The following is a 20,700-nucleotide window of genomic DNA, read 5'->3' on the forward strand; positions in this document are numbered from 1 at the left end:
ATGTTCCCGCCGAAGAAGGATGAGCAGCCATGACCCGAACACACATCGGACTAGTCCCGGAGGACTTGGTCGAGCCAGTCGCGCTTAACGACGATCAACGCCGCCTGACCGCAATGATTGGTGCTTTGCTGCTGCGTTACCCGGGCGAGGGCCACTGGGACATCCTTCGTGCCGTCAGCGAGCAGGTGGACCTCTTACCCGGCCCAATTGCGGAGCAGTTCCATATCTTCCTCGATGCTGCCCGGTCTTTCGGGCCGCGCGGCCTCGAGGTGCACTACGTGGAATCTTTTGATCAGCGCCGTCGTTGCTCACTCTTCTTGTCCTATTACGCGGTAGGCGATACCCGCCAGCGTGGCGCCGCGATTCTGGCTTTCCGCCAGCAGCTGCAGGGCTTAGGGCTGGAGGAAACAACCGATGAGCTGCCGGACCATTTGTGTGTCATCCTCGAAGCTGTGGCCCAGACCCACGGTGAGCAGCACGAGAATGCGGTAGAAATGATCTCTTCGCATCGCGACGGGATCGAGGTCCTGCGTTCCGCCCTGGAACACATCGGTTCGCCTTATGCGCATGTGGTGGTTGCCATTTGTATGGCGTTGCCGCAGATCGATGAGGAAACGATTGACCGTTACGTCGACTTGATCCGTTCGGGACCTCCCGCGGAGCTGGTGGGGATCGACGTTCAACAACTGCCCTTCCCCACCGCTCAACCAGATAACTCTTAAAGGAAAGACAAAGGAAAAACAATGAGTAACTTTGAAACATTCCTCTGGGTGGGTTTCCCGTGGCTTGCCATCGCCGCCTTCGTCATCGGCATCATTTGGCGTTGGCGCACCGACCAGTTCGGCTGGACTACCCACTCCTCGCAAATCTACGAGTCTAAGCTGCTGCGGCTGTCCTCTCCCCTGTTCCACTGGGGCATGGTCTTCGTCGTCATCGGCCACCTGATGGGCTTGGCCATCCCGAAGACGTGGACCCGCGCGATAGGTATTAGCGATGGCGCCTACCACTGGATCGCGACCATCCCGGGCACGATCGCAGGCATCATGGTGGTCCTGGGCATCCTCGGGCTGTTGTACCGACGCATCGTGAACCGCTCGGTGTTCTTGTCTACATCCAAGTCGGACAAGGTGATGTACGTCGTGTTGGCCGGCGCGATTCTGACGGGCTTTTTCGCCACAGTGTCGCTTCAGGTGTTCGGCGGGGCTGAAGGCTATGACTACCGCGAGACGATCTCGCCGTGGCTGCGCCAGCTGCTGATCTTCAACGCCCAGCCAGAGCTGATGGCCGACGTGCCATGGCAGTTCAAGCTGCACGTGCTTGCAGGTTTCACTCTGATCGCTGTGTGGCCGTTTACCCGCCTGGTGCACGCTTTCTCCGCACCAATTGGCTACATCAACCGCCCGTACGTGGTGTACCGTTCTCGCGATACGCGCACCACTCCGCGCCGTCGCCACGACGCGTGGGAGCCGATCCGCTCGCACACGGAGCAGTTGGATTCCCGCAACCAGACACCCTCCCGCGGCGCCTAGCGCTGAGCTCGCTTTTCGACGATTACCCCCGGCATTCCGCGTCTACGGAGGGATGCCGGGGGTTTGCCTTGCATTTGCGAACTGATTATGATTATCATTGATAAAATCCTGATTAAAAGAAAGGCTGTCAATGCGACGCTCTACTGGCTTTAAGGCCCTCATCGCAATGGTCGCGGTTGCTACCGGACTCGCAGGGTGCTCCCCTTCTACTTCTTCGTCGGACTCAGACTTGGAGATGACCATCATGGGTGCGTCGTCGACACGCGTGGTCAATGACGAGCTGGACAACCAGGTCGAAGCCTCGCTTGAGTTCGTCAACGCTGGCTCCTCCACCCTAGTGCAGCAGCTTGCGGACGGCGCTTACGCGGACGTGCTGATCACCGCGGACCGCCAGACGATGGACCGCGCAGTATCCGAGGGTTCCGCGGCCGACCCAGAGCTCGTCGCAACGAACTCCATGGTCATGGTCGTTCCAGCAGGCAACCCGGCTGGAATCGAAAGCATCGAAGATCTCAACGACGAGGCCACTGTGGTTCTATGTGATCCGCAGATCCCGTGCGGCGGCGTGTCCACCCAGCTCATGGAGGCCAATAACATCGAGATCAACGCGGACTCCCTCGAGCACGCTGTGGCCGATGTGCTGGGTAAGGTCACCTCTGGTGAGGCAGACGCCGGCTGGGTCTACAAGAGTGATGCCGTGGCGGCTGGTGACGAGGTGGAGATCATCGAGATCCCACACGCGCAGGAGTACCCTAACGAGCTGCTCGCAGCAGTGACCACCATTTCCGAAAACGAAGCCGAAGCCCAGGAGATCGTCGATCTGCTGGCCGGTGCTGAGTTCGCAGAACAGTGGCGCGCCGCAGGATTTACCCCAGCATCTGAGTCGTGACACCTAAACGTCTAACACCGCCCACTCCCTGGGCGGTGTTCTTGCTTGGAGCGATAGCGCTCGCCTGGATCGTCGGCCCCGTGCTGGCGCTGGGCGTGCGGGTGCCGTGGGGGCGGATTGGGGAGATCGCCGCCGCCCCGGAAACTCGTGAGTTAACAGCGATCACGTTGTCCGCCGCAATTCAGGCGACGGTGATTACGCTGCTGCTCGGGATTCCGCTGGCATTGTGGCTGCAGCATGTGCAGCGCGGCCGTAACCTGGTGCGTTTACTGGTGCTGTTGCCGCTGGCGATGCCACCGGTTGTCGGCGGTTTGGCCCTGACTGCGCTGGTCGGCCGCCGTGGACTGCTCGCGCCTGTGTTAGATGCGATAGGTTTCCACCTCGCCTTTGAGTTCGCCGGCGTGGTGGCTAGCCACGTCTTTGTCGCGTTGCCTTTCGTCGTCGTTACGCTCGATTCCGCTCTGCGACAGATCGATGCCGAGGTCCCGGCCTCCGCAGCTGGTATCGGATTGAGCCCCGGCGAGATCTTGCGCAAGATTACCTTGCCGACGATCGCCCCATCCATTGGCACTGCCGCTGGTTTGGCGTTCGCCCGGTCCCTTGGAGAGTTCGGCACCACGCTCACTTTCGCGGGTTCCATGCCAGGGGTCACGCGCACCATGCCGCTGGGTATCTACCTGATGCGCGAAACCGACCCAGACGCGGCCTACGCGCTGTCCGCACTGCTCATCGTCCTGGCTGTCGCCTCCCTGGTGTTGGCTCAGCTGCCGACGTGGTTCCGTCGCACGCCTAAGCCCACCGCGCGCACGATCGGACCTGTCGATGTGGAGCGCCTGCGCGAGCTGACCCGCCCAGAGACTTCCGGCACCAGCGTGACCATTAACGACACCGTGATCCCCGCCGATCGAATCACCGCGATTATCGGCGCCAACGGTTCAGGAAAGACCACGCTGGTCAGCATGATCGCTGGCCGTCTCACCGGGGCGACGGTAGCCCTCGGCGACAGGATCGTCGATGCGCCCGACCAACGCCCCGTGCCAGCCCACGAACGCGGCGTCGTCCTGCTCACACAGCGCCCCGGACTTCCGCGCACCACGACGGTGGCCGGCGCGATCACCATGGTCACCCGCGATAAGCAACGCACGCAGGAGCTGCTCGACGCCGCGGGCCTAGACACCCTGGCAGATGTCCCGGTGCCTGCCCTGTCTGGCGGGCAGGCGGCCCAGGTGGCGCTTGTGCGAGCACTGTCGGCGAAGCCTGCCGTGCTGATTGCCGACGAGCCCCTCGCGGCGGTAGACGCCGCCTCCTCTCGGGGGTGGCGACAGGTACTACGCGCGACGGCTGGCGACCGCACAACTTTAATGATCACCCATGATCCTTTGGATATCGCGGGGCTGTCAGAGCATGTTGTGGTCATCGAAGAGGGCCGCGTGATCAGTTCGCAGCCCACCGAAGCAGAACTCACCGTGCCGTCGAATAATTTCGTTGCTGGGCTAGCCGGATTAAATCGTCTCACTGGGACAATTAGCGGGGTCTCCAGTGATATGATGACAATCAACTCGAATGGAACCATCATTGACGGGGTTGCTTCGGAGGAAGTTTCGTCGACACGCGAACTGACCGAGGGAACGCCAGCGGTGGTCACCATCGCCCCAGAGGCCACGACACTCCGGCTCCCCCGCCATGGCTCGCACGCTGCGGACGTGAAAGAATCTGCCCGTAACGTCTGGCCCGGCACGGTAGCATCGATCGATAACACTCCGGGTGCCGCTCACGTCACCGTCACCGTGGAAATCGGAGCCGGAACCATCACGGTTCCGGTCACCCGCGAGTCCGCGCTCGAGCTTGAACTGGAGCCTGGGGCAACCGTCGAGTGCGTTACCAAAGCTCTCAATGTCTCAGTGCACCCGCACCGAGACAACTAGCGAAAGGTGTACAACAACGTGGACAAGGGCACCTACCCGCGGCCCGCAACGGCGCTGTATCCGGAGATGCTCAAGCTCAGCCCGAAACAAACAGAGGTCCTCGCCACCCTGCAGAAGTATCCCCGCGGGGCCCGCGCCGCTGAGATCGCGGAGGACTTAGGCATGCACGTCAACACCGCCCGCGGCCACCTCGACGAGCTGGTTGCGAAGGGCGCGGTAAAAGTCGCTTCCTCGCCCGCCGCGGGCCGGGGGCGCCCTTCTCTGATTTTTCAGGTGCGGGTGCCAGACAACCGCGCGATCACTGAGGAATATATCGCGCTGATCAATGCGCTCGTCGACATGCTGAAGGACTCTGCTGACTCCTCTGATGCGCTGGAGCTAGCTAACCGGATCGGTATCCAGTGGGCAAAGAAATTAGGAGAAGCCAGCCCGCGCTGGGCGACACCCGCAGATGCACTGGCGGAACTCTCCCAGCGGCTGCGCGATATGGGCTTTGATCCCCACATGCGTGATGCCGCGGAGGTGGAGCTCCACGCCTGCCCCTTCGTCACCGCTTCGGGCAAGCGCCCAGAGCCATTCATCTGCGCCGTGCACGAAGGTTTATTAAAAGAGCGCACCGCCTGCCTGAGCGGCAATGCGGTGCGCTTGGAACTGAAACGGTTCACCCCGACCGAGACTTGCTCGGTCAAGGTAACCGCAACCGAGGACGAGACCCCAGGCGGTCAAGGGGCGCGCTAGACCCGTTCGACGTCCACAGTCACTGGGCCTGCGATCTCCAACTCGAGAACCCGCAGGCCCGTTTCTTCTGCCTCGTCCAGCAGCTTCTGGTCTACCCCATCGGTTGACAACACCATCACGGTGGGGCCGGCACCCGAGAGGTAGGCGGCATAGCCGCGGTTGCGCAGACGGTTGACCCACTCCGCGGTTACAGGAAGCACGTCCGAACGGTAAGGCTGGTGCAAGCGGTCACGCGTACCCTCCCACAGCAGCTCTGGGTGGTGTTGCAAAGCGACGGTCATCACAGCAGCGCGGGACACGTTGAAACGCGCGTCCATGTGCGTGACGTGGTCGGGTAGCACGCGGCGTACCGCCACCGTGGAGGCGTGGAAGTTCGGCACCAGCGCGGTGGCCTTAATACTCTCGTGCACCGGCACGGACACTGCTTTGTAGGCCGGCTGCGAAATACCGTCGACGGGGATCTCTGTCCACGACACCACCGCATTGCCCAGCACAGACGCAGCAGCGTTATCTGGGTGGCCCTCGAAGGCACTGGCTAGCTGCACCACCTGGTCGGTGGACAAAGGATTACCCGCCAGCGCATTCGCCGCCACGACACCCGACACGGCCGCCGCAGCAGAGGAGCCCAAACCGCGTGACTGCGGAATGTTATTCGTGCACGTCACCTTCAGCCCCGGCACGTCCGCGCCAGCCTCATGCAGACCGGAGCGGATCGCCTTGACCACCAAGTGGCTGGAGTCGCGCGGCAGGTTATCTTCGCCCTCGCCGATGACATTGACCTCTAGGCCGGACGAGGTCACTTCCACCTCAACGGTGTCATAGATACCCACCGCCAGACCCAGCGTGTCAAAACCTGGCCCCAAGTTCGCAGACGAACCCGGCACCTTCACCGTGACTTTCAGCCCAACTTCCAGTTCCTTCATGCCCGTCCTCCTCGTGGACCGTTGACGCTATTTAAGAATCCAGGCGGATCACAGAGCGGACTTCGCGCACGTCCGGCAGCTCCGAAAGCTCGTCAACGATCGCGCGCAGAGACTTTTCTTTCGCAGAGTGCGTGACGACGATCAGTCGCGCCGCGTCCGAACCGTCAACCTCTTCCTGGCGCACCGTGCGCAGGGAGATGCCGGCTGAAGAGAAGCGCTCGGCGATATCAGCGAGCACGCCAACGCGGTCATCAACCATCATGTCGATGTGGTACTTGGTGGGAACGTCGCCAAAGTCAGCAATCGGGTGGTTCGCGTATGGGTTCTCACCAGGTGCGCGGCCGCCGTGGACCTTGTTGCGGGCCGCGCCGATCAGGTCACCCAGGACAGCGGACGCGGTAGGGGCACCGCCAGCACCGTTGCCGTAGAACATCAGTCGACCGGCAGCCTCTGCCTCAACGAAGATTGCGTTGTAGGACTGGTCGACGGTCGCCAGTGGGTGCTCATTGGGCACCAAGGTGGGGTGCACGCGCGCGTTAACGGACTTGTTGCCGTTCTCGTCGACAAGCTTCTCGCAGATTGCCAGCAACTTGATGGTGTAGCCGGCCGCGGTCGCCGCAGCGATGTCGTCGGCGGTGACCTTCGTGATGCCCTCGCAGTAGACGTCGTCGAAAGTGACGCGGGTGTGGAAACCGAGGGAAGCCAGGATGGCGGCCTTCGATGCGGCGTCGTGGCCTTCCACGTCTGCGGTGGGGTCAGCTTCCGCGTAGCCCAGCTCCGTGGCCTCGGCCAGCGCGTCCTCGTAGGTTGCGCCGGTGGAAGTCATCGCGTCCAGGATGAAGTTGGTGGTGCCGTTGACGATGCCGGAGATGCGCTGGATCTGGTCACCGGCCAAGGAGCGGCGCAGCATGCCGACGACGGGGATCGCTGCCGCCACTGCTGCCTCGAAGTACAGGTCAACGTTTGCTTTATCAGCGGCCTGAGCAAGCTCGTCGGCGTGCGCGGCGACGAGCGCCTTGTTCGCGGTGACCACGGACTTGCCGGCTTCCAGCGCCTTCAAGATCAAGGTGCGCGGGTAGTCAATACCACCGATGACCTCGACGACTACGTCCACATCGTCGCGGGTGACAAGGGACTCGGCATCGTCGGTAAGCAGCGCGGGGTCAACGCCCGGACGAGGCTTAGAGAGGTCAGAGACTGCCACGCCCTTGAGCTCAATAGGGCCCCCAATACGGTTCTGGTATGCCTTTGGGTTCTCATCGAGCAGGCGCAGGACCTCCGTACCGACGGTACCCATGCCCAAAACGGCCACGCCGACAGGCTGGCCGATTCCCTTGCCCTGGTTGAACGAGGCGGAAGTCGCAGTCATGATTCTCCTGTTGATTATTAATGGTTGATTGAACACGGTGTGAGCACAGAGGCTTTCTGCGGCACGTTTTAATGGCCCAGAAAAACACACACTTTGGAATAGTCTACCTATCGCTGTATACCCGCGAGACTTGCGGTAATAATTTAATTCACCTCGCGCGCGAGGAAGTCATCGACCGTCTCGCGCCGCAACATTGGGGTGACTTTTCCACCCCGCACACTCACAACGGCGGGACGCCCAAACCAGTTATAGTTCGAACTCATCGCGTAGCAGTACGCTCCCGTGCCCGGCACCGCCAAGAAGTCGCCTGGAGCAATATCTGCGGGGTACTGCGCATCCTGGATGATGATGTCGCCGGATTCGCAGTGGGCCCCCACCACGCGTGAGGCGATGGGCTCGTCGTCAGTGAAGCGATTGACCAAACGCGAGTCATACTCGGCCTCATACAGCGCTGGGCGGATATTGTCGCTCATTCCGCCATCAACGGCGATATAGCGCCGCGTGGTGTCATCGTCGACATGCACGTCCTTAGTCGTGCCCACCTCATAGACCGTGACCGTGGACGGGCCAGCAATCGCACGCCCCGGCTCCACGACCAAGGTCGGGGTGGCAATGCCAAGATCCTCGGCGCACTCGTCGATCGCTGCCAACATATCCTTCGCAACCGCGTCCACATCCAACGCCGATTCCTGCTCCGTATAGGCAATCCCGTAGCCGCCACCCAGGTCAAGGTACGGCAGCACCAGACCCAGTTCGCCGTGGATGCGGCGGTAAAGCTCCAAAACGCGCTCGGCGGCCACGTTGAACCCCGCGGCGTCGAAGACCTGGGAGCCGATGTGGCAGTGCAGCCCGGTCAGCTCCAGGTTCTCCGCGTTAGTCGCTGCGACGGCCGCCTCCCAAGCCGAACCGGAGGCCAAAGAGAAGCCGAACTTCTGATCTTCATGGCTGGTGGCAATGAATTCGTGGGTGTGGGCTTCCACACCGGGCTTGACGCGGATCCACACCTCTTGGACCTTGTTTTCGCCACGCGCCACCATGTCCAGCAACTCAAGTTCCTGGGCGGAGTCCAGCACCACATGCCCCACACCGGAACGCACGCAGGTGCGCAGGAAGTTCGCGGTCTTGTTGTTGCCGTGGGCCGTGATGCGCTCCGCCGGGAAATCTGCTGCCAGGGCGATGAGCAGCTCATTTTCGCTGGCGACATCCAGGCTCAGGCCTTCCTCGTCGACCCAGCGTGCGATCGTGCGGGTCAAAAACGCCTTAGAGGCATAGTGCACATTGTGCGCACCACCATAGGCACGCGCCATGTCGCGGCAGCGGCTGCGGAAATCGTCCTCGTCGATCACGAAGACCGGGGTGCCGTATTCTTCAGCAATCTCCGGCAGCGGTACTCCAGCGATGGTGACCACGCCGTCTTCCTGGCGCACGGCACCGCGTGGCCACACATGCGCGGGAAGGTCATTGAAATCTGTCATGCGATCACATCCGCTCCGGCGCAGTCACACCGACAAGGCCCAGCGCGTTAGCCAACACCTGACGCGAGGCGGCAGCCAGTGCTAGACGCGCGCTGTGGATCGGCTCGGCGCTCTCCCCTGCCTTGGGCAGGATCTGGCAGGCGTCGTAGAAGCGGTGGAACACGCCAGCCAGCTCCTCTGCATAGCGCGCCACGCGGTGTGGTTCGCGCAGTTCCGCGGCAGCCTTGATCACGGCGGGGAATTCGCCCAGCGTGCGGATCAGGTCGCCTTCCTTCTCGTGCGTCAGCAGGGCCAGGTCCGCGCCCTCGGTGGTCACGCCGGCTTCGTCGGCCTTGCGCTTGATTGAGCACAGGCGCGCGTGACCGTACTGCACGTAGTACACAGGGTTATCGCTGGACTGGGAGGCCCACAGGTCTAGGTCGATGTCCAGGCTGGAGTCCACAGACGAGCGCACCATCGAGTAACGCGCAGCGTCCACGCCGATCGCATCCACCAAGTCATCCAGGGTGATCACCGTGCCAGCCCGCTTGGACATGCGCACGGCCTTACCATTTTTGACCAGGTTGACCATCTGGCCAATCAAGACCTCCACCTGTTCTGGGTTATAGCCCAGCGCGGCAGCCGCCGCCCGCAGACGCGCGATATAGCCATGGTGGTCCGCGCCCAGCATGTAAATGGCCAGGGTATGCCCGCGATCGAACTTGTCAGCCACGTACGCGATATCGCCGGCGATATAGGCGTGGTTGCCGTCCGACTTAATGACCACGCGGTCCTTGTCGTCGCCGAAGTTACTGGAACGCAGCCACCAGGCGCCGTCGGCCTCGTACAGGTTGCCGTTCTCCTTCAGCTTGTCCACGGCTTGGTCCACCGCACCAGATTCGAACAGGGAGTTCTCGTGAAAGAACACGTCGAAGTCCGTGCCGAAATCGTGCAGGGACTGCTTGATGTGTTCAAACATCATTTCCACGCCCTCAGCGCGGAAGGTTTCCTCGACCTCCGCGTCAGTTCCGTCCAGCGCATCAGGGCGCTTATCGACGACCGCCTGCGCGATCTCGTGGATATAATCGCCGCCGTAACCGTCCTCCGGCGCAGGTTCTCCCTTGGCTGCCGCCACGAGGGAGCGGGCGAAGCGGTTGATCTGCTCACCGTGGTCGTTGAAGTAGTATTCGCGCGTGACGTCTGCGCCGGCGGCTTCAAGCACGCGGCCTAGTGAGTCACCCACAGCTGCCCAGCGGGTGCCACCAAGGTGGATCGGGCCGGTGGGGTTCGCGGAGACAAATTCGAGGTTGATCTTCTCGTCCGCGTACTCGTCGATATGGCCGTAGGACTCAGCCTTTTCCAGCACTTCTGTCACGATCGAGCCCTGCGCTGCCGCGGCCAGTCGCAGGTTGATGAAGCCAGGGCCGGCGACCTCAGCGGAGTCGATGCCGTCGTCGTCGATAAGCGCCTGTGCAAGCCATCCCGCCAGTTCGCGCGGGTTGGTGCCTGCCTTCTTAGCCACCTGGAGGGCGATGTTGCTGGAGTAATCGCCGTGCTCCGGGTTGCGGGGGCGCTCGACGGTCACCGTCTCTGGGACGACGCTGGAATCCAGGTCATGGGCGTCGAGAACGCGCACCGCGGTGTCTTTGATAGTGAGGGCTAAGTCTGCAAGTGTCATGAGGGGAAAGTGTAGTAGAAGCTGTGAACTTTCACCGCATAGCCCGGCGACTTAGACAACCATCCAGCCGAGGATTGGCGTGGTCTGCAGGAATACAACGATGCCAAGGAAGACCAGCAAGCCCAGGGAGACCTTCAAGGTTTCCTTCATAATCTCCGATTCCTTGCCCACCAAGCCCACGGTGGCCGCGCCCAGAGCAACGGTCTGCGGAGAGATCATCTTGCCCAAGGTTGCGCCACCGGTGTTGGCGGCCACAAGGACATGCTCTGGTACGCCGATGGTGCCGGCCGTGGTGGCCTGCATCTGGGCGAATAGGGCGTTGGAGGATGTACCGGAGCCGGTGACGAACGTGCCCAACCAACCCAACACTGGAGAAATCAGCGGGAAGATCGCGCCGGTACCCGCCAGCAGCGCGCCGATGGCGGCGGTCTGACCAGAGAAGTTCATCACATAGGCCAGGCCCATCACCGTGGCGATGGTGAGGTAGGACAGCTTCATGCGGTTCAGTCCGACGAAGAGCTCCGCGAAACCTGTGCCGATGCCCAGCGTGTACCGGCCATTTTCATTGACGAAGGTGTACACCAGCACAGTGATGACACCACAGAAGAACAAGATGGTGCCCGGGCTGGACAGCCAGTTGAAGTTGAACAGCGGCGAGGTAGACGGTTCACCATCAGCGGTGAGCAAGCGGCCGTAGAGTCCGGGCCAGCCGAACTGGATATCGGTGGATGCAAGAGCCGCCGGGATGTCCACGCCGATGCGCCACAGCTTGGTGATGGCGAATACGACCACGATGAGAATGTATGGGAACAGTGCGAGGAACCCGCGCTGAGCGGTAAGCACGCTGCCGGAGGTGTCCGCCTGGCTGGCCTGATCCTCGGGAGTCTTTGGTGTCCAGACTGTCAGGAAGGCGATGCCTGCGACCAGGGAGACCAGGGAGGCAACCACGTCGGTCAGCTCATAGGCGAAGTAGTTCGATGCGAGGAACTGGCCGCCGCCGAAGGACACACCCAGCACCAGCGCCATGGGCCAGCCTTGGCGCAGGCCGCGCATTCCGTCCATGATCAGCAGGAGCAGGAATGGGGTGATCACGGCGATCAGGCCGACCAGGCGGCCAGCCTGGCTAGCCAGATCAGTGACTTCGAGACCTGCCAGGGAGGCACCGGTGGTCACCGGAATGGCCATCGCACCGAAAGCGACGGGGGCGGCATTAGCAACGAGCGTGACGACGATGGCCTTCATCGGTTTCATGCCGATTGCCACCAGCATCGACGACACAATGGCCACTGGGGCACCGAAACCGGCAAGGGCCTCAAGCAAACCGCCGAAGGCGAAGCCAATGATCATCGCTTGGATTCGCATGTCCCCTTTGCCGATCTTGGAGAAGATCACGCGCATGTCCTCGAACCTGCCGGATTTCACCGTCAGGTCATAGATCCACACCGCCATCCAGATGATGTAGACAATCGGGAACAGCCCGAAGCAGATGCCTTGCAGCAACGACATGCCCGCCATGTCCCAGGGCATCCCGAAAGGCAGCACCGCGACGATCAGCGCGACGACCACGGAAGCGATGGCCGAGGTGTGCGCCGCCCACTTGAACCCCATGAGAAAGAGGAAGAATGCTGCCAGCGGAAGCACCGCCACCAGTGCGGTCCACCCCACGGAGCCGGCGACGGCATCGGTGGCCGGTGTGTAGGTTTCTTGTGCGAGGAGCAGCGTGGTCATAGGGGTTCCTTCCTGATGTGACCAATTCCCTAACAATCCTTAGGTATCACCTTAACGGTTGTGGGGCACATTTCCAGTGGTCAGGAATTTACCAACATTAATGCGACCGAATAACCGCAGGCAGATGGGCCAATTTTCCCACAAAGGTCTAGCGAAATCGTTAAACTAGATAGTACTCCCTTTATTGACCGATAGGAAAGAGTAACCGTGAAAGTAGCGCTATTCTCCACCTGCCTCGGCGATGCCCTCTTCCCCGATGCCCACAAGGCCACAGCCGTGATCCTTGCACGCCTCGGCTACGAGGTTGTCTTCCCTGAGGCCCAGACTTGTTGTGGACAGATGCACATCAACACTGGCTACCAAGAACAAGCAGTGCCCATGATCGAAACCTACGTGGACGCATTTTCGGATCCGTCGATCGACTACGTCGTCGGTGCCTCCGGCTCCTGCGTGGGTGCTGTCCGCGAGCAGCACGTGCGCATTGCCGACCGCTACGGCAAGAAATCGCTTGTCGACGGTGCCACCACTGCCGCCAAGAAGACCTATGACCTCACCGAGTTCCTCGTCGACGTGGCACAGACCACCGACCTGGGCGCATTCTTCCCGCACCGCGTGACATACCACGCCTCCTGCCACTCGCTGCGCTTCCTCAAGGTCGACCAGCGCCCCTATGACCTGCTGCGCGCCGTCGAAGGCCTCGAGCTGATCGACCTTGAAAACTATGAGGAATGCTGTGGCTTCGGCGGCACTTTCTCCATCAAGAACGCCGAAGTCTCGGCAGCGATGGTGTCCGACAAGGTCCGCCACATCAAAGACACCGGCGCTGAATACGTCACCGCGGGCGATTCTTCCTGCCTGATGAATATCGCCGGCAACATGGCCCGCCAGCACAACGGAATCCGCGCGGTCCACATGGCAGAAATTCTGGCCTCGACGAAGGAACACCCCTGGACTCCGACGTCCGCCGTTTACTCGAAGGAGAAGATGCTGTGAAAGTCTCACTCGGTTCCCCCACCATGCCACCGCACGCCCCGCATGAGCCGGGCCACCTGCGTGGCGACAAGAAGTTTTACCAAGCGGCTCACGTCGAGCTGAACAACGCTACCAAGCGCCGCAACCTGAACAAGGCCACCACCTCCATTCGCGCCAAGCGCGCCAACGTTGTTGCCGAGCTTGATGATTGGGAGGACCTGCGCCGCGCCGGCTCCACCATTAAGCGCGATGTGGCAGCGCGCATGCCGGAGCTGCTTGAGCAGTTCGAAGAGGCTGTGACCGCTCGCGGCGGGCACGTGCACTGGGCGCGTGATTCAAAGGAGGCAGGTGAGATCGTCACCCGGCTTGTCAAGGAGACAGGCGAAAAGCAGGTGGTGAAGATCAAGTCCATGGCCACCCAGGAAATCGCGTTGAATGACGTGCTCGATGAGGCCGGCATCTTCGCCCAAGAAACCGACCTGGCTGAGTTGATTGTGCAGCTTGGCGACGATTTTCCCTCCCACATTCTGGTTCCCGCCATCCACCGCAACCGGGCAGAGATCCGCGATATCTTCGTCGATAAGATGCCCAATACTGACGACAGCCTCACCTCCAACCCGGCCGAACTGGCCGAGGCATCGCGCCAGTACCTGCGCGAGCAGTTCATGCAGGCCAAGGTAGCAATCTCGGGCGTGAACTTCGGTATTGCCGAAACCGGCACCGTCTCCATCGTCGAATCCGAGGGCAACGGGCGCATGTGCCTGACTCTGCCTGAGACCCTGATCTCTGTGATGGGCATCGAGAAGCTGCTGCCCTCCTTCCAAGACCTGGAGGTGTTCCTGCAATTGCTGCCGCGCTCGTCGACAGGCGAACGCATGAACCCGTACACCTCCCTGTGGACCGGTGTCACCGAAGGCGATGGGCCGCAGAACTTCCACATCGTCTTGCTGGACAACGGCCGCACTGCAGCGCTGTCCAATGAGATCGGGCGCGAAGCACTGAAGTGCATCCGCTGCTCCGCCTGCCTCAACGTGTGCCCAGTGTACGAACGTGCCGGCGGCCACTCCTACGGTTCCACCTACCCCGGCCCGATCGGCGCGATCTTGACCCCGCAGCTGACCGGCATGGACTCTGCCGACGATGTCACCGCTTCCCTGCCCTACGCGTCCAGCTTGTGCGGGCGTTGCGACGAGGTCTGCCCGGTGGAAATCCCCATCTCCGACGTCCTGCTGGAGATGCGCCACCAGAAGGTGAAGAACCACCCGCCGAAGATCGAGGCGCCAATGTTCAGCGTGCTCACCGCGGTGATGGGTAACTCCAAGCTGTGGGATCGTGTGATGCGCATGGTGGTACTGGGCCGAGTGCTCGGCGGCTTCAACGGTGTGATCGACAACCTGCCGCTCTTCTTGTCCGGCTGGTCGGACGTGCGCGACACCGCCGTGCCGCCGAAGAAGTCTTTCCGCCAGTGGTTCGAATCCGACGAGGCCCAGAAGCTGCTGCGCGATGTCGCACCGGATGCTGACGCGGCCGCCAAGAAAGAGGATAAGTAGATGTCAAGCGCAAAACAGGAAATCTTGACCCGCATCCGCAATGCTCAGAAACTGTCGGACACCCCGGAACAGGTTGAGGTAGTGCGCAACTACCGCACCACCTCTGAGCACACGCCCTCCCAGCTGCGCGAGTTGCTCGTCGATAGGCTTGTGGACTACAAAGCCCACGTCATCGAGACCTCCGAGGAGAACCTCAAGGCCGACCTCGCTGCGATCTTGAAGGAGCGCGGCTGTGAGAAGGTCGTCTACGCGCCTGGGCTCGAGGCTTCGCTTTTCGACGATTACTCCGGCTCTGCTGTGCCCGATGACGTGAACCGTGACCCGCGGGAACTCGATGCCGTGGATGCCGTAGTGACTGATTCGCATGTCACCGCTGCCCAAACCGGCACGATTACCCTGCAGGCCGGGGATGTGTGCGGCCGCCGCTCGCTCACACTGGTGCCGGACCGCCACGTCGTCATCGTACGTCCTGACACCGTGGTCTATGGGGTGCCGGAGATGATCGCTCGGCTGGACCCAAACACGCCCACGACGATGATCTCTGGGCCTTCAGCCACCTCCGATATTGAGCTGGTGCGCGTGGAAGGCGTGCACGGCCCACGCGATCTGATCGTGCTGCTGACCTAAACGCAACAGCAAAAACACAACCGCCGGCGATTCACCTAAAAGATGGAATCAACCGGCGGTTGTGCTGTCATTGTTTCCCGTGCCGCGTATCACCGCGTGCATGTTCTAGTATGAGTGACGATCCTGTCATATACCTGGAAGGTCCTATGCGAAAACCGACCAATATTCTCAAGAAAAGCTTCGCGCAGGTTGCCACGGTGACTGCCTCCGCAGCACTAGTTGTCAGTGTGTGCGCCACCCCTGCGAATGCTGCGCCCGATCCGTTGGCCCCCACTATTGCGTGGGAGGACTGCCCAGCCGAAGTCAACGTCGCCGATGCCCAGTGTGGCCGCATCGACGTCCCGCGTGACTACACCGACCCCACAGGGCCAACCATCTCCTTGGGCTTCGTGCTCAACCCAGCTGATAACCCAGACGCCCGCCGCGGAGCCTTATTCACCAACCCCGGAGGGCCAGGTGGCAACGCGTACGCCTTTGCGGCGAACACCGAGGTCGTCGACCTTCCAGCAGGAATCACCGACGAGTGGGACGTGATCGGTGTCCAACCGCGTGGCCTCGACGGCTCCACCCCGATCTCGTGTACCGAGTACCAGGGTGCACCGCAAGACCTCGTCGATAATTTCGTCGCACCCGGTGCACTGTTCCAACGCGCCTGCGACTCCTCCGATCCCGGCTACACCCGCACCATCACCACCAGCAATAACGCCGAAGACTGGGAAATGGTGCGCCGAGCACTTGGTGAAGACACCATCTCTATCCTGGGCTTGTCCTACGGCACCTATTTGGGCTCGGTATACGCCACGCGCTACCCACAGCGCGTGGATAAGCTCGTCCTCGATTCTGCGATGAACCCCCACATCATGTGGAATGAGCTTGTCCATGGCCAGCGCGCGGCGATGCAGCGTTCCATATACGAATTCTTCGGCTACGCCGCGGTGAATAATGACCAGTATGGCCTTGGCGATACCCCGCTCAAGGTCTACAACAACTGGGCAAAGAAGGTGCTAGCCGAATCCGGTACCACCCCAACGCTGGTACCACCGCCGGCCCAGACTGGGGACCTGCCTGCGGATATCGCGTGGGCAGGCCAAGCAGGCGCCGATGCAATGACCGCCCTGGGCGCTCCCGCCTCCCAGGTGGAAAGCCTGAAGAACACCGTGGTCAACGGCGCGCAGCAAGGTGAGGCCGCATCCCTTACCCTCCAGGCCACCGTGGCAAGCATGCCCGCCCCGATGCAGTGGCATGAGCTGGCGTTGCACATCGCCGACATCGCACCGATCGAGGAGCTTCTCCCAGGTGCTGTGGAGCGGCAACTCGAAGAACTGTCGCCGGAGGAACTCGATGAGGTTGTCCGCGAGCAGCTCAACGCCTCTTTCTACATGACCTTGGCCACCTGCAATGAGAATGTCTCCCCGCCGAACCTGGCACTTCTGCCGGAGTACGTGTGGGGCACCTACGTGATGAAGAATTCACGCATTCCCTACAACTTGGGTTATGGCGCGGGCGTGACCTGCAACGGAGTGGCACCTGTGCGCGGAGTGGAGCACTTGGACGGCTCCCAGCTGCGCACCCGCCCGCTGCAGATTTCCGGCACTTTGGACTCGCAGACCGTCTACTCCCAACGTCACGGCCTCGCCGACGCGATGGGTGCGCACGTCCTGACAGTGCACGGCCCGGGCCACGGTCACACCGGCTTTGGAAACCAAGCGGTAGACAATATCGTGGTGGATTATCTGCGCACCGGCAACCTCGGGCCGACCGACGCCCCTGGTTACTTCCAGCAGTAGTCGTTTAAGGGACAGGGCGGTTTAGGTCTGTCCCGCAGGTGCGTGCTAAAGTTTCATCCGTTGATCGTTTTTAGTGGTCAGCGGTGAGTCTCCGTAGCTCAGTGGATGAGAGCATCGGTTTCCGGTACCGAAGGTCGCAGGTTCGAATCCTGTCGGGGACACCACGCGAAAACCCCTCCACCTCAGAACATCGTTCTAGGTTGGAAGGGTTTTCTGCGCTGCTGCTCCTCTCACAGCCCCACACTGTCGAAGCTGAACTGTTGGAACTGGGCCGTTTTCGCCCTAAAAGGGCCCCGAACGCCCCTGTTCCAACAGTTGAGGTCCAGCAGTCTAGGCGGAGACGTAGTTGGCCACTAGGTACCGGTTAATATCGGAACGGTTAATGATGCCAACCACGTTGCCGCGGTCGTCCACCACCGGTGCCTTCTTCAAGTGCTTATCGGAGAGCACAGAAGAGATATGTCCCAGATCATCGTTGACATTCACCGTGATCACGCTTCGCGTCGCGATCGTCGACACAGCAGTATCCAGTACTCGGGCCACGTCGGTCTCGAATTCTTCCGAATCATTGTTGACCAGCAACGCGTACGGCGTGGTAAACGCCGGAACAGAGTCGCCGATCGCGTCGAGCACGTCACCGTCGGACACAAACCCTGCCAGGCGGCCATCCTCCAGTAGTGGCACACCAGAGATTCGCTTATCGACGAACATGTGTAGTGCTTGGCGGATCGACTGGTTGGGGTGCAGGTGGTAAATGTCGGTCTTCATCAGCTCTGCAACAAGGGTGTCTGCAACCTGAGGTGACTCGTCGTCAAGCGCCTGCGTACTTACTGGAACCTGGGCGCGGGTGCCGGTCCACGCCAGGACCGTGCCGATCGCAGCCAGGATGAACAGGACGATGCCCACCCACAGCATGCCGTTGTTGGCGGCCTCATCGGTACCGCCGCCGGCGCTGATCACCGCGCCGTAGATGCCGGTGGACAGTGCCGTACCCACGCAACCGGCGATCTGGAAGGACGTGGAGAGGATGGTCACGCCGTGCGGGTTCAACTGGCGTGGCAGGGTTGACAGTGCGAAGGACTGGACGGGGCCGATCGCCATCGCGGAGCCTACGATCGCCGGCATGTACAGCACTGTGATCAGCCACAATGCGTCGCCGCCCATGGCGTAGGTGGTGGCCACGGCGAACACGGCCATCAGTGCCATGCCGATCGGCAGCAGGTGCTTTGCGCCCCGCTTGTCGTAGATCTGGCCGGCCAGCGGCCCGAAGATGACCGCAAGCAGGATCGCTGGGAACAGAACCAGCGAAGCCTGAAGACCACTCGTGCCGTGGACCGACTGGAGGTGCGTGGGCACCAGAATGTTCATGGAGAACACAATGATCAGCGCAATGATGTTGATCAGCACGCCGGCCGCGAATGGGTAGATCTTCAGCGGCTCTAGGTTGATCAGCGGGTCCGCGATCTTGTTCTGGCGGCGCACGAAGAAGACCATTGCCACCACGCCCACCAGGAAGGCCACGATGGCCACGAGCTTGGCGGGGCCGAAGATCGTCGAAATGCCGTACAGCAGACCGATTAGGGCGATCGCCACTAGGATCACCGAGGTCATGTCCAGACGGGCCTTCGCGCTCTCAGAGATGTTGTAAACGGTGAGCAGGCCGACGATGAACACGACGACGGCCAGGCCGGTAAATGTCCAGCATAGGGCGCGCCAGTGCGCGAACTCTAGGATCACGCCGGAGACCAGGATGGCAATCGATGGGCCCAGGGTGGTCATCGCGCCCATGATGCCCATGAACGTGCCCAGCTTCGGGCGCGGGGCGACGGTGAGCGCGATCATCATGCCGATGGGCACCAGCAGACCGGTCCCGATTGATTGAATGATGCGGCCCACCAGCATCACGGTGAAGTTCGGGGCGAGTGCCGTGACCACGCCACCAATAATCAACGTCGACGACGTGGCCAGGAAGAGCGGCTTGGTGTTGAAGCGCCGCATGAAGAAGCCTGCCGTCGGTGTCATCACGGCAGCACCCAGCATATATGCGGTGGCGAGCCACTGGATGGTGGAAACCTCAACACCGAAGTCGGCCATCATCGGCGTGAAGCCGACGTTGAGGAATGTCTCATTAAAGGTTGCGATGAACGCTGCGAGGGCAGCCGCGAACATAATGGTCAGCGATTGCTTGTGGGGCGGCTGTTTTTGGGTTGACTGCGCCATGGAGCCTCTCTTTGTCTCAAAGGGGTACAGGTCAAGGCTTCGGTGGCGTGATCAGATTTACGCCGCCCACATCTGGGCGGCTACATGTCTCGTATTCCAGGCCGGCGTATTATTGAACACCAATGTGAAAGATATTTCTAATTGGGCGGAGGCGCCGCAATAAAAAGTTGTACCCTAGGCGGGTGCCTAGGGCTTAGTCGATTGGAGCATCATCATGCTGTTTCACGCCCACCTACAGCCCCGCGTCCCATCACACCTGACGCGAGAGATGGCCGAGGACTACCAGGTTCGACAGCAGCGCTATATTCAGTCGCTTATCGACGAGGGCGTGGCCCTTCACGTCTGGCAAGGCTCTGGGACCCGCCAACTCTTTATGGTGTTTGAGGCGGAGTCGCACGCGCGTGCCGACGAGATCCTGCGCGCTTTTCCGCTGGCGCGTTATACCGACGTGGTTGTTAATCCGGTTACCGCTATACAGCAGGCATAAGGATCCAGGCTGCGATGTACAGGATCACACCGGAGAATCCCAGGAGCGTTGCGACCGCAAAGAGTAGGCGCACCAAAGTGGCGTTGATGTCGTAGGTTTCTGCGATCCCTCCGCAGACTCCGGCGATGTAGCGATCGGTCTGCGAGCGGACGAGGCGGCGGCTGAAAACGTTGTCGTGGGGGTTGTGTGCAGATGCCATGGCGGGGTGCCCTTTCCAATGTGGTCTGTTTCTGTTCACTTTCTATCTAAGCCGTGAACTGCGGAAACCACATCGGTAATCACCCTGAATTACACCCTGATTAAAGCTCTTACTTCTTCGGAGGGTTCGTCCCGAGCGCCCCGGTGAACCCTGGCGTGCCAGGGACGTTGTTGACTGCCTTGACGCCTTCCATCCAGCGACGGATGTGCTCAATATCTTCTGGGTACATGTGGTCGAAGACGAGGCGACGAACGCTTTCGACGTGTTCTGGCGCTGCCTGCTTCAGGCGGCGCATTCCCTCCTCCGTCAAGGAGACGACCACACCACGGGCATCGCCGGGGCTCTTGCGCTTAGTGACTAGCCCACGGCGTTCCATGCGGGTGATCTGGTGGGACGTGCGCGAGCGGTCCCACTCCAAGTCAGCACACAAGTCACGCAGGCGGAGTTCGCACCCCTCAGCCTCTGATAAAGCCACCAGTACGGAGAATTCGGACGTCGACAAGTCCGACCCTGCAAGCAAGGTTTCGTCCATCGCGCGACTGATCTTGCGCGTGGTCGCGAGCATGGCGCGCCAAAACTCTTGTTCATCGTCGTTTAGCCAACGTGCTTCTGTAGCCATGTCACA

At 61.3% G+C, this 20,700-nt stretch carries 18 protein-coding genes and 1 tRNA gene; 11 read left to right on the plus strand and 8 right to left on the minus strand.

The genetic code is table 11. The annotated features are described in order from the left end of the window. Positions 1-29: 29 nt before the first annotated feature. The 5 genes from narJ (at position 30) to ACHFGA_RS02400 (ending at position 5,081) form a co-directional block, all read left to right on the plus strand. Entirely contained in the window at positions 30-722 is a 693-nt protein-coding gene (gene narJ, locus ACHFGA_RS02380) for a nitrate reductase molybdenum cofactor assembly chaperone (RefSeq protein WP_394280848.1), read from the plus strand. Between the two features lie 21 nt (positions 723-743). Then, positions 744-1,529, plus strand: a complete 786-nt coding sequence (gene narI, locus ACHFGA_RS02385; RefSeq protein WP_018580864.1) for a respiratory nitrate reductase subunit gamma — start codon at positions 744-746, stop codon at positions 1,527-1,529. A 130-nt stretch (positions 1,530-1,659) separates the two neighbouring features. Beyond that, complete coding sequence (gene modA / locus ACHFGA_RS02390; RefSeq protein ID WP_394280849.1) at positions 1,660-2,418, plus strand: molybdate ABC transporter substrate-binding protein; 759 nt, start codon at positions 1,660-1,662, stop codon at positions 2,416-2,418. 35 nt (positions 2,419-2,453) lie between these two features. Further along, positions 2,454-4,343 carry an ATP-binding cassette domain-containing protein gene (locus ACHFGA_RS02395; RefSeq protein ID WP_394280890.1) on the plus strand — a complete coding sequence of 630 codons (1,890 nt, stop codon included), beginning with the start codon at positions 2,454-2,456 and terminating at the stop codon, positions 4,341-4,343. A gap of 18 nt (positions 4,344-4,361) precedes the next feature. Continuing rightward, positions 4,362-5,081, plus strand: a complete 720-nt coding sequence (locus tag ACHFGA_RS02400; protein WP_394280850.1) for a helix-turn-helix transcriptional regulator — start codon at positions 4,362-4,364, stop codon at positions 5,079-5,081. Here ACHFGA_RS02400 and thrB read toward each other — a convergent pair. From thrB to ACHFGA_RS02425, 5 genes are all read right to left on the minus strand, one after another. Further along, complete coding sequence (gene thrB, locus ACHFGA_RS02405; protein WP_394280851.1) at positions 5,078-6,004, minus strand: homoserine kinase; 927 nt, start codon at positions 6,002-6,004, stop codon at positions 5,078-5,080. The genes ACHFGA_RS02400 and thrB overlap by 4 nt on opposite strands. Before the next feature lie 31 nt (positions 6,005-6,035). Next, on the minus strand, positions 6,036-7,373 hold the full coding sequence (locus ACHFGA_RS02410; protein ID WP_394280852.1) for a homoserine dehydrogenase: 1,338 nt from the start codon (positions 7,371-7,373) through the stop codon (positions 6,036-6,038). 143 nt (positions 7,374-7,516) lie between these two features. Next, a complete protein-coding gene (gene lysA, locus ACHFGA_RS02415) occupies positions 7,517-8,848 on the minus strand; it encodes a diaminopimelate decarboxylase (protein WP_394280853.1) in 1,332 nt (443 codons plus the stop codon). Between the two features lie 4 nt (positions 8,849-8,852). Further along, positions 8,853-10,505 carry an arginine--tRNA ligase gene (argS, locus tag ACHFGA_RS02420; protein ID WP_394280854.1) on the minus strand — a complete coding sequence of 551 codons (1,653 nt, stop codon included), beginning with the start codon at positions 10,503-10,505 and terminating at the stop codon, positions 8,853-8,855. A gap of 51 nt (positions 10,506-10,556) precedes the next feature. Further along, complete coding sequence (locus ACHFGA_RS02425) at positions 10,557-12,233, minus strand: L-lactate permease (RefSeq protein WP_394280855.1); 1,677 nt, start codon at positions 12,231-12,233, stop codon at positions 10,557-10,559. 207 nt (positions 12,234-12,440) lie between these two features. Here ACHFGA_RS02425 and ACHFGA_RS02430 point away from each other — a divergent pair, with 207 nt between their 5' ends. The 5 genes from ACHFGA_RS02430 (at position 12,441) to ACHFGA_RS02450 (ending at position 17,333) form a co-directional block, all read left to right on the plus strand. Next, positions 12,441-13,226, plus strand: a complete 786-nt coding sequence (locus ACHFGA_RS02430) for a (Fe-S)-binding protein (RefSeq protein ID WP_394280856.1) — start codon at positions 12,441-12,443, stop codon at positions 13,224-13,226. A 23-nt stretch (positions 13,227-13,249) separates the two neighbouring features. Further along, positions 13,250-14,755, plus strand: a complete 1,506-nt coding sequence (locus tag ACHFGA_RS02435) for a LutB/LldF family L-lactate oxidation iron-sulfur protein (RefSeq protein WP_040429258.1) — start codon at positions 13,250-13,252, stop codon at positions 14,753-14,755. Further along, positions 14,756-15,382, plus strand: coding sequence for a lactate utilization protein C (locus tag ACHFGA_RS02440; protein ID WP_394280857.1), 627 nt, complete (start codon positions 14,756-14,758; stop codon positions 15,380-15,382). It abuts the gene before it with no gap. A 146-nt stretch (positions 15,383-15,528) separates the two neighbouring features. Then, positions 15,529-17,169 (plus strand): alpha/beta fold hydrolase, encoded by a 1,641-nt coding sequence (locus ACHFGA_RS02445; RefSeq protein ID WP_394280858.1) that lies wholly within the window; start codon positions 15,529-15,531, stop codon positions 17,167-17,169. A gap of 87 nt (positions 17,170-17,256) precedes the next feature. Then, positions 17,257-17,333: transfer RNA gene (locus ACHFGA_RS02450), tRNA-Arg, on the plus strand. Between the two features lie 166 nt (positions 17,334-17,499). Here ACHFGA_RS02450 and ACHFGA_RS02455 read toward each other — a convergent pair. Continuing rightward, a complete protein-coding gene (locus tag ACHFGA_RS02455) occupies positions 17,500-19,389 on the minus strand; it encodes an MFS transporter (RefSeq protein ID WP_394280859.1) in 1,890 nt (629 codons plus the stop codon). Positions 19,390-19,603: 214 nt separating this feature from the next. On the opposite strand from ACHFGA_RS02455, the gene ACHFGA_RS02460 reads away from it, so the two are divergent. Further along, entirely contained in the window at positions 19,604-19,876 is a 273-nt protein-coding gene (locus ACHFGA_RS02460; RefSeq protein WP_394280860.1) for a muconolactone Delta-isomerase family protein, read from the plus strand. Here the strand turns inward: ACHFGA_RS02460 and ACHFGA_RS02465 are convergent. Together ACHFGA_RS02465 and ACHFGA_RS02470 are read right to left on the minus strand one after the other, a co-directional pair. Then, the gene (locus ACHFGA_RS02465) at positions 19,860-20,075 is read right to left on the minus strand and encodes a PspC domain-containing protein (protein ID WP_394280861.1); all 216 of its coding nucleotides are present in this window, start codon (positions 20,073-20,075) and stop codon (positions 19,860-19,862) included. The genes ACHFGA_RS02460 and ACHFGA_RS02465 overlap by 17 nt on opposite strands. A 109-nt stretch (positions 20,076-20,184) precedes the next feature. Further along, positions 20,185-20,694: a MarR family winged helix-turn-helix transcriptional regulator gene (locus tag ACHFGA_RS02470; protein WP_018580879.1), complete on the minus strand. Its 510-nt coding sequence runs from the start codon at positions 20,692-20,694 to the stop codon at positions 20,185-20,187. Positions 20,695-20,700 lie beyond the last annotated feature (6 nt).

Source organism: Corynebacterium sp., assembly GCF_043426755.1.
In the GTDB taxonomy this organism is placed as follows: Bacteria; Actinomycetota; Actinomycetes; order Mycobacteriales; family Mycobacteriaceae; genus Corynebacterium.

Coding starts and splice junctions, on each gene's coding strand:
- narJ (WP_394280848.1), top strand. CDS start 30: ATGACCCGAACACACATCGGACTAGTCCCGGAGGACTTGGTCGAGCCA.
- narI (WP_018580864.1), top strand. CDS start 744: ATGAGTAACTTTGAAACATTCCTCTGGGTGGGTTTCCCGTGGCTTGCC.
- modA (WP_394280849.1), top strand. CDS start 1,660: ATGCGACGCTCTACTGGCTTTAAGGCCCTCATCGCAATGGTCGCGGTT.
- thrB (WP_394280851.1), bottom strand. CDS start 6,004: ATGAAGGAACTGGAAGTTGGGCTGAAAGTCACGGTGAAGGTGCCGGGT.
- ACHFGA_RS02410 (WP_394280852.1), bottom strand. CDS start 7,373: ATGACTGCGACTTCCGCCTCGTTCAACCAGGGCAAGGGAATCGGCCAG.
- lysA (WP_394280853.1), bottom strand. CDS start 8,848: ATGACAGATTTCAATGACCTTCCCGCGCATGTGTGGCCACGCGGTGCC.
- argS (WP_394280854.1), bottom strand. CDS start 10,505: ATGACACTTGCAGACTTAGCCCTCACTATCAAAGACACCGCGGTGCGC.
- ACHFGA_RS02425 (WP_394280855.1), bottom strand. CDS start 12,233: ATGACCACGCTGCTCCTCGCACAAGAAACCTACACACCGGCCACCGAT.
- ACHFGA_RS02435 (WP_040429258.1), top strand. CDS start 13,250: ATGCCACCGCACGCCCCGCATGAGCCGGGCCACCTGCGTGGCGACAAG.
- ACHFGA_RS02440 (WP_394280857.1), top strand. CDS start 14,756: ATGTCAAGCGCAAAACAGGAAATCTTGACCCGCATCCGCAATGCTCAG.
- ACHFGA_RS02445 (WP_394280858.1), top strand. CDS start 15,529: ATGCGAAAACCGACCAATATTCTCAAGAAAAGCTTCGCGCAGGTTGCC.
- ACHFGA_RS02455 (WP_394280859.1), bottom strand. CDS start 19,389: ATGGCGCAGTCAACCCAAAAACAGCCGCCCCACAAGCAATCGCTGACC.
- ACHFGA_RS02460 (WP_394280860.1), top strand. CDS start 19,604: ATGCTGTTTCACGCCCACCTACAGCCCCGCGTCCCATCACACCTGACG.
- ACHFGA_RS02465 (WP_394280861.1), bottom strand. CDS start 20,075: ATGGCATCTGCACACAACCCCCACGACAACGTTTTCAGCCGCCGCCTC.
- ACHFGA_RS02470 (WP_018580879.1), bottom strand. CDS start 20,694: ATGGCTACAGAAGCACGTTGGCTAAACGACGATGAACAAGAGTTTTGG.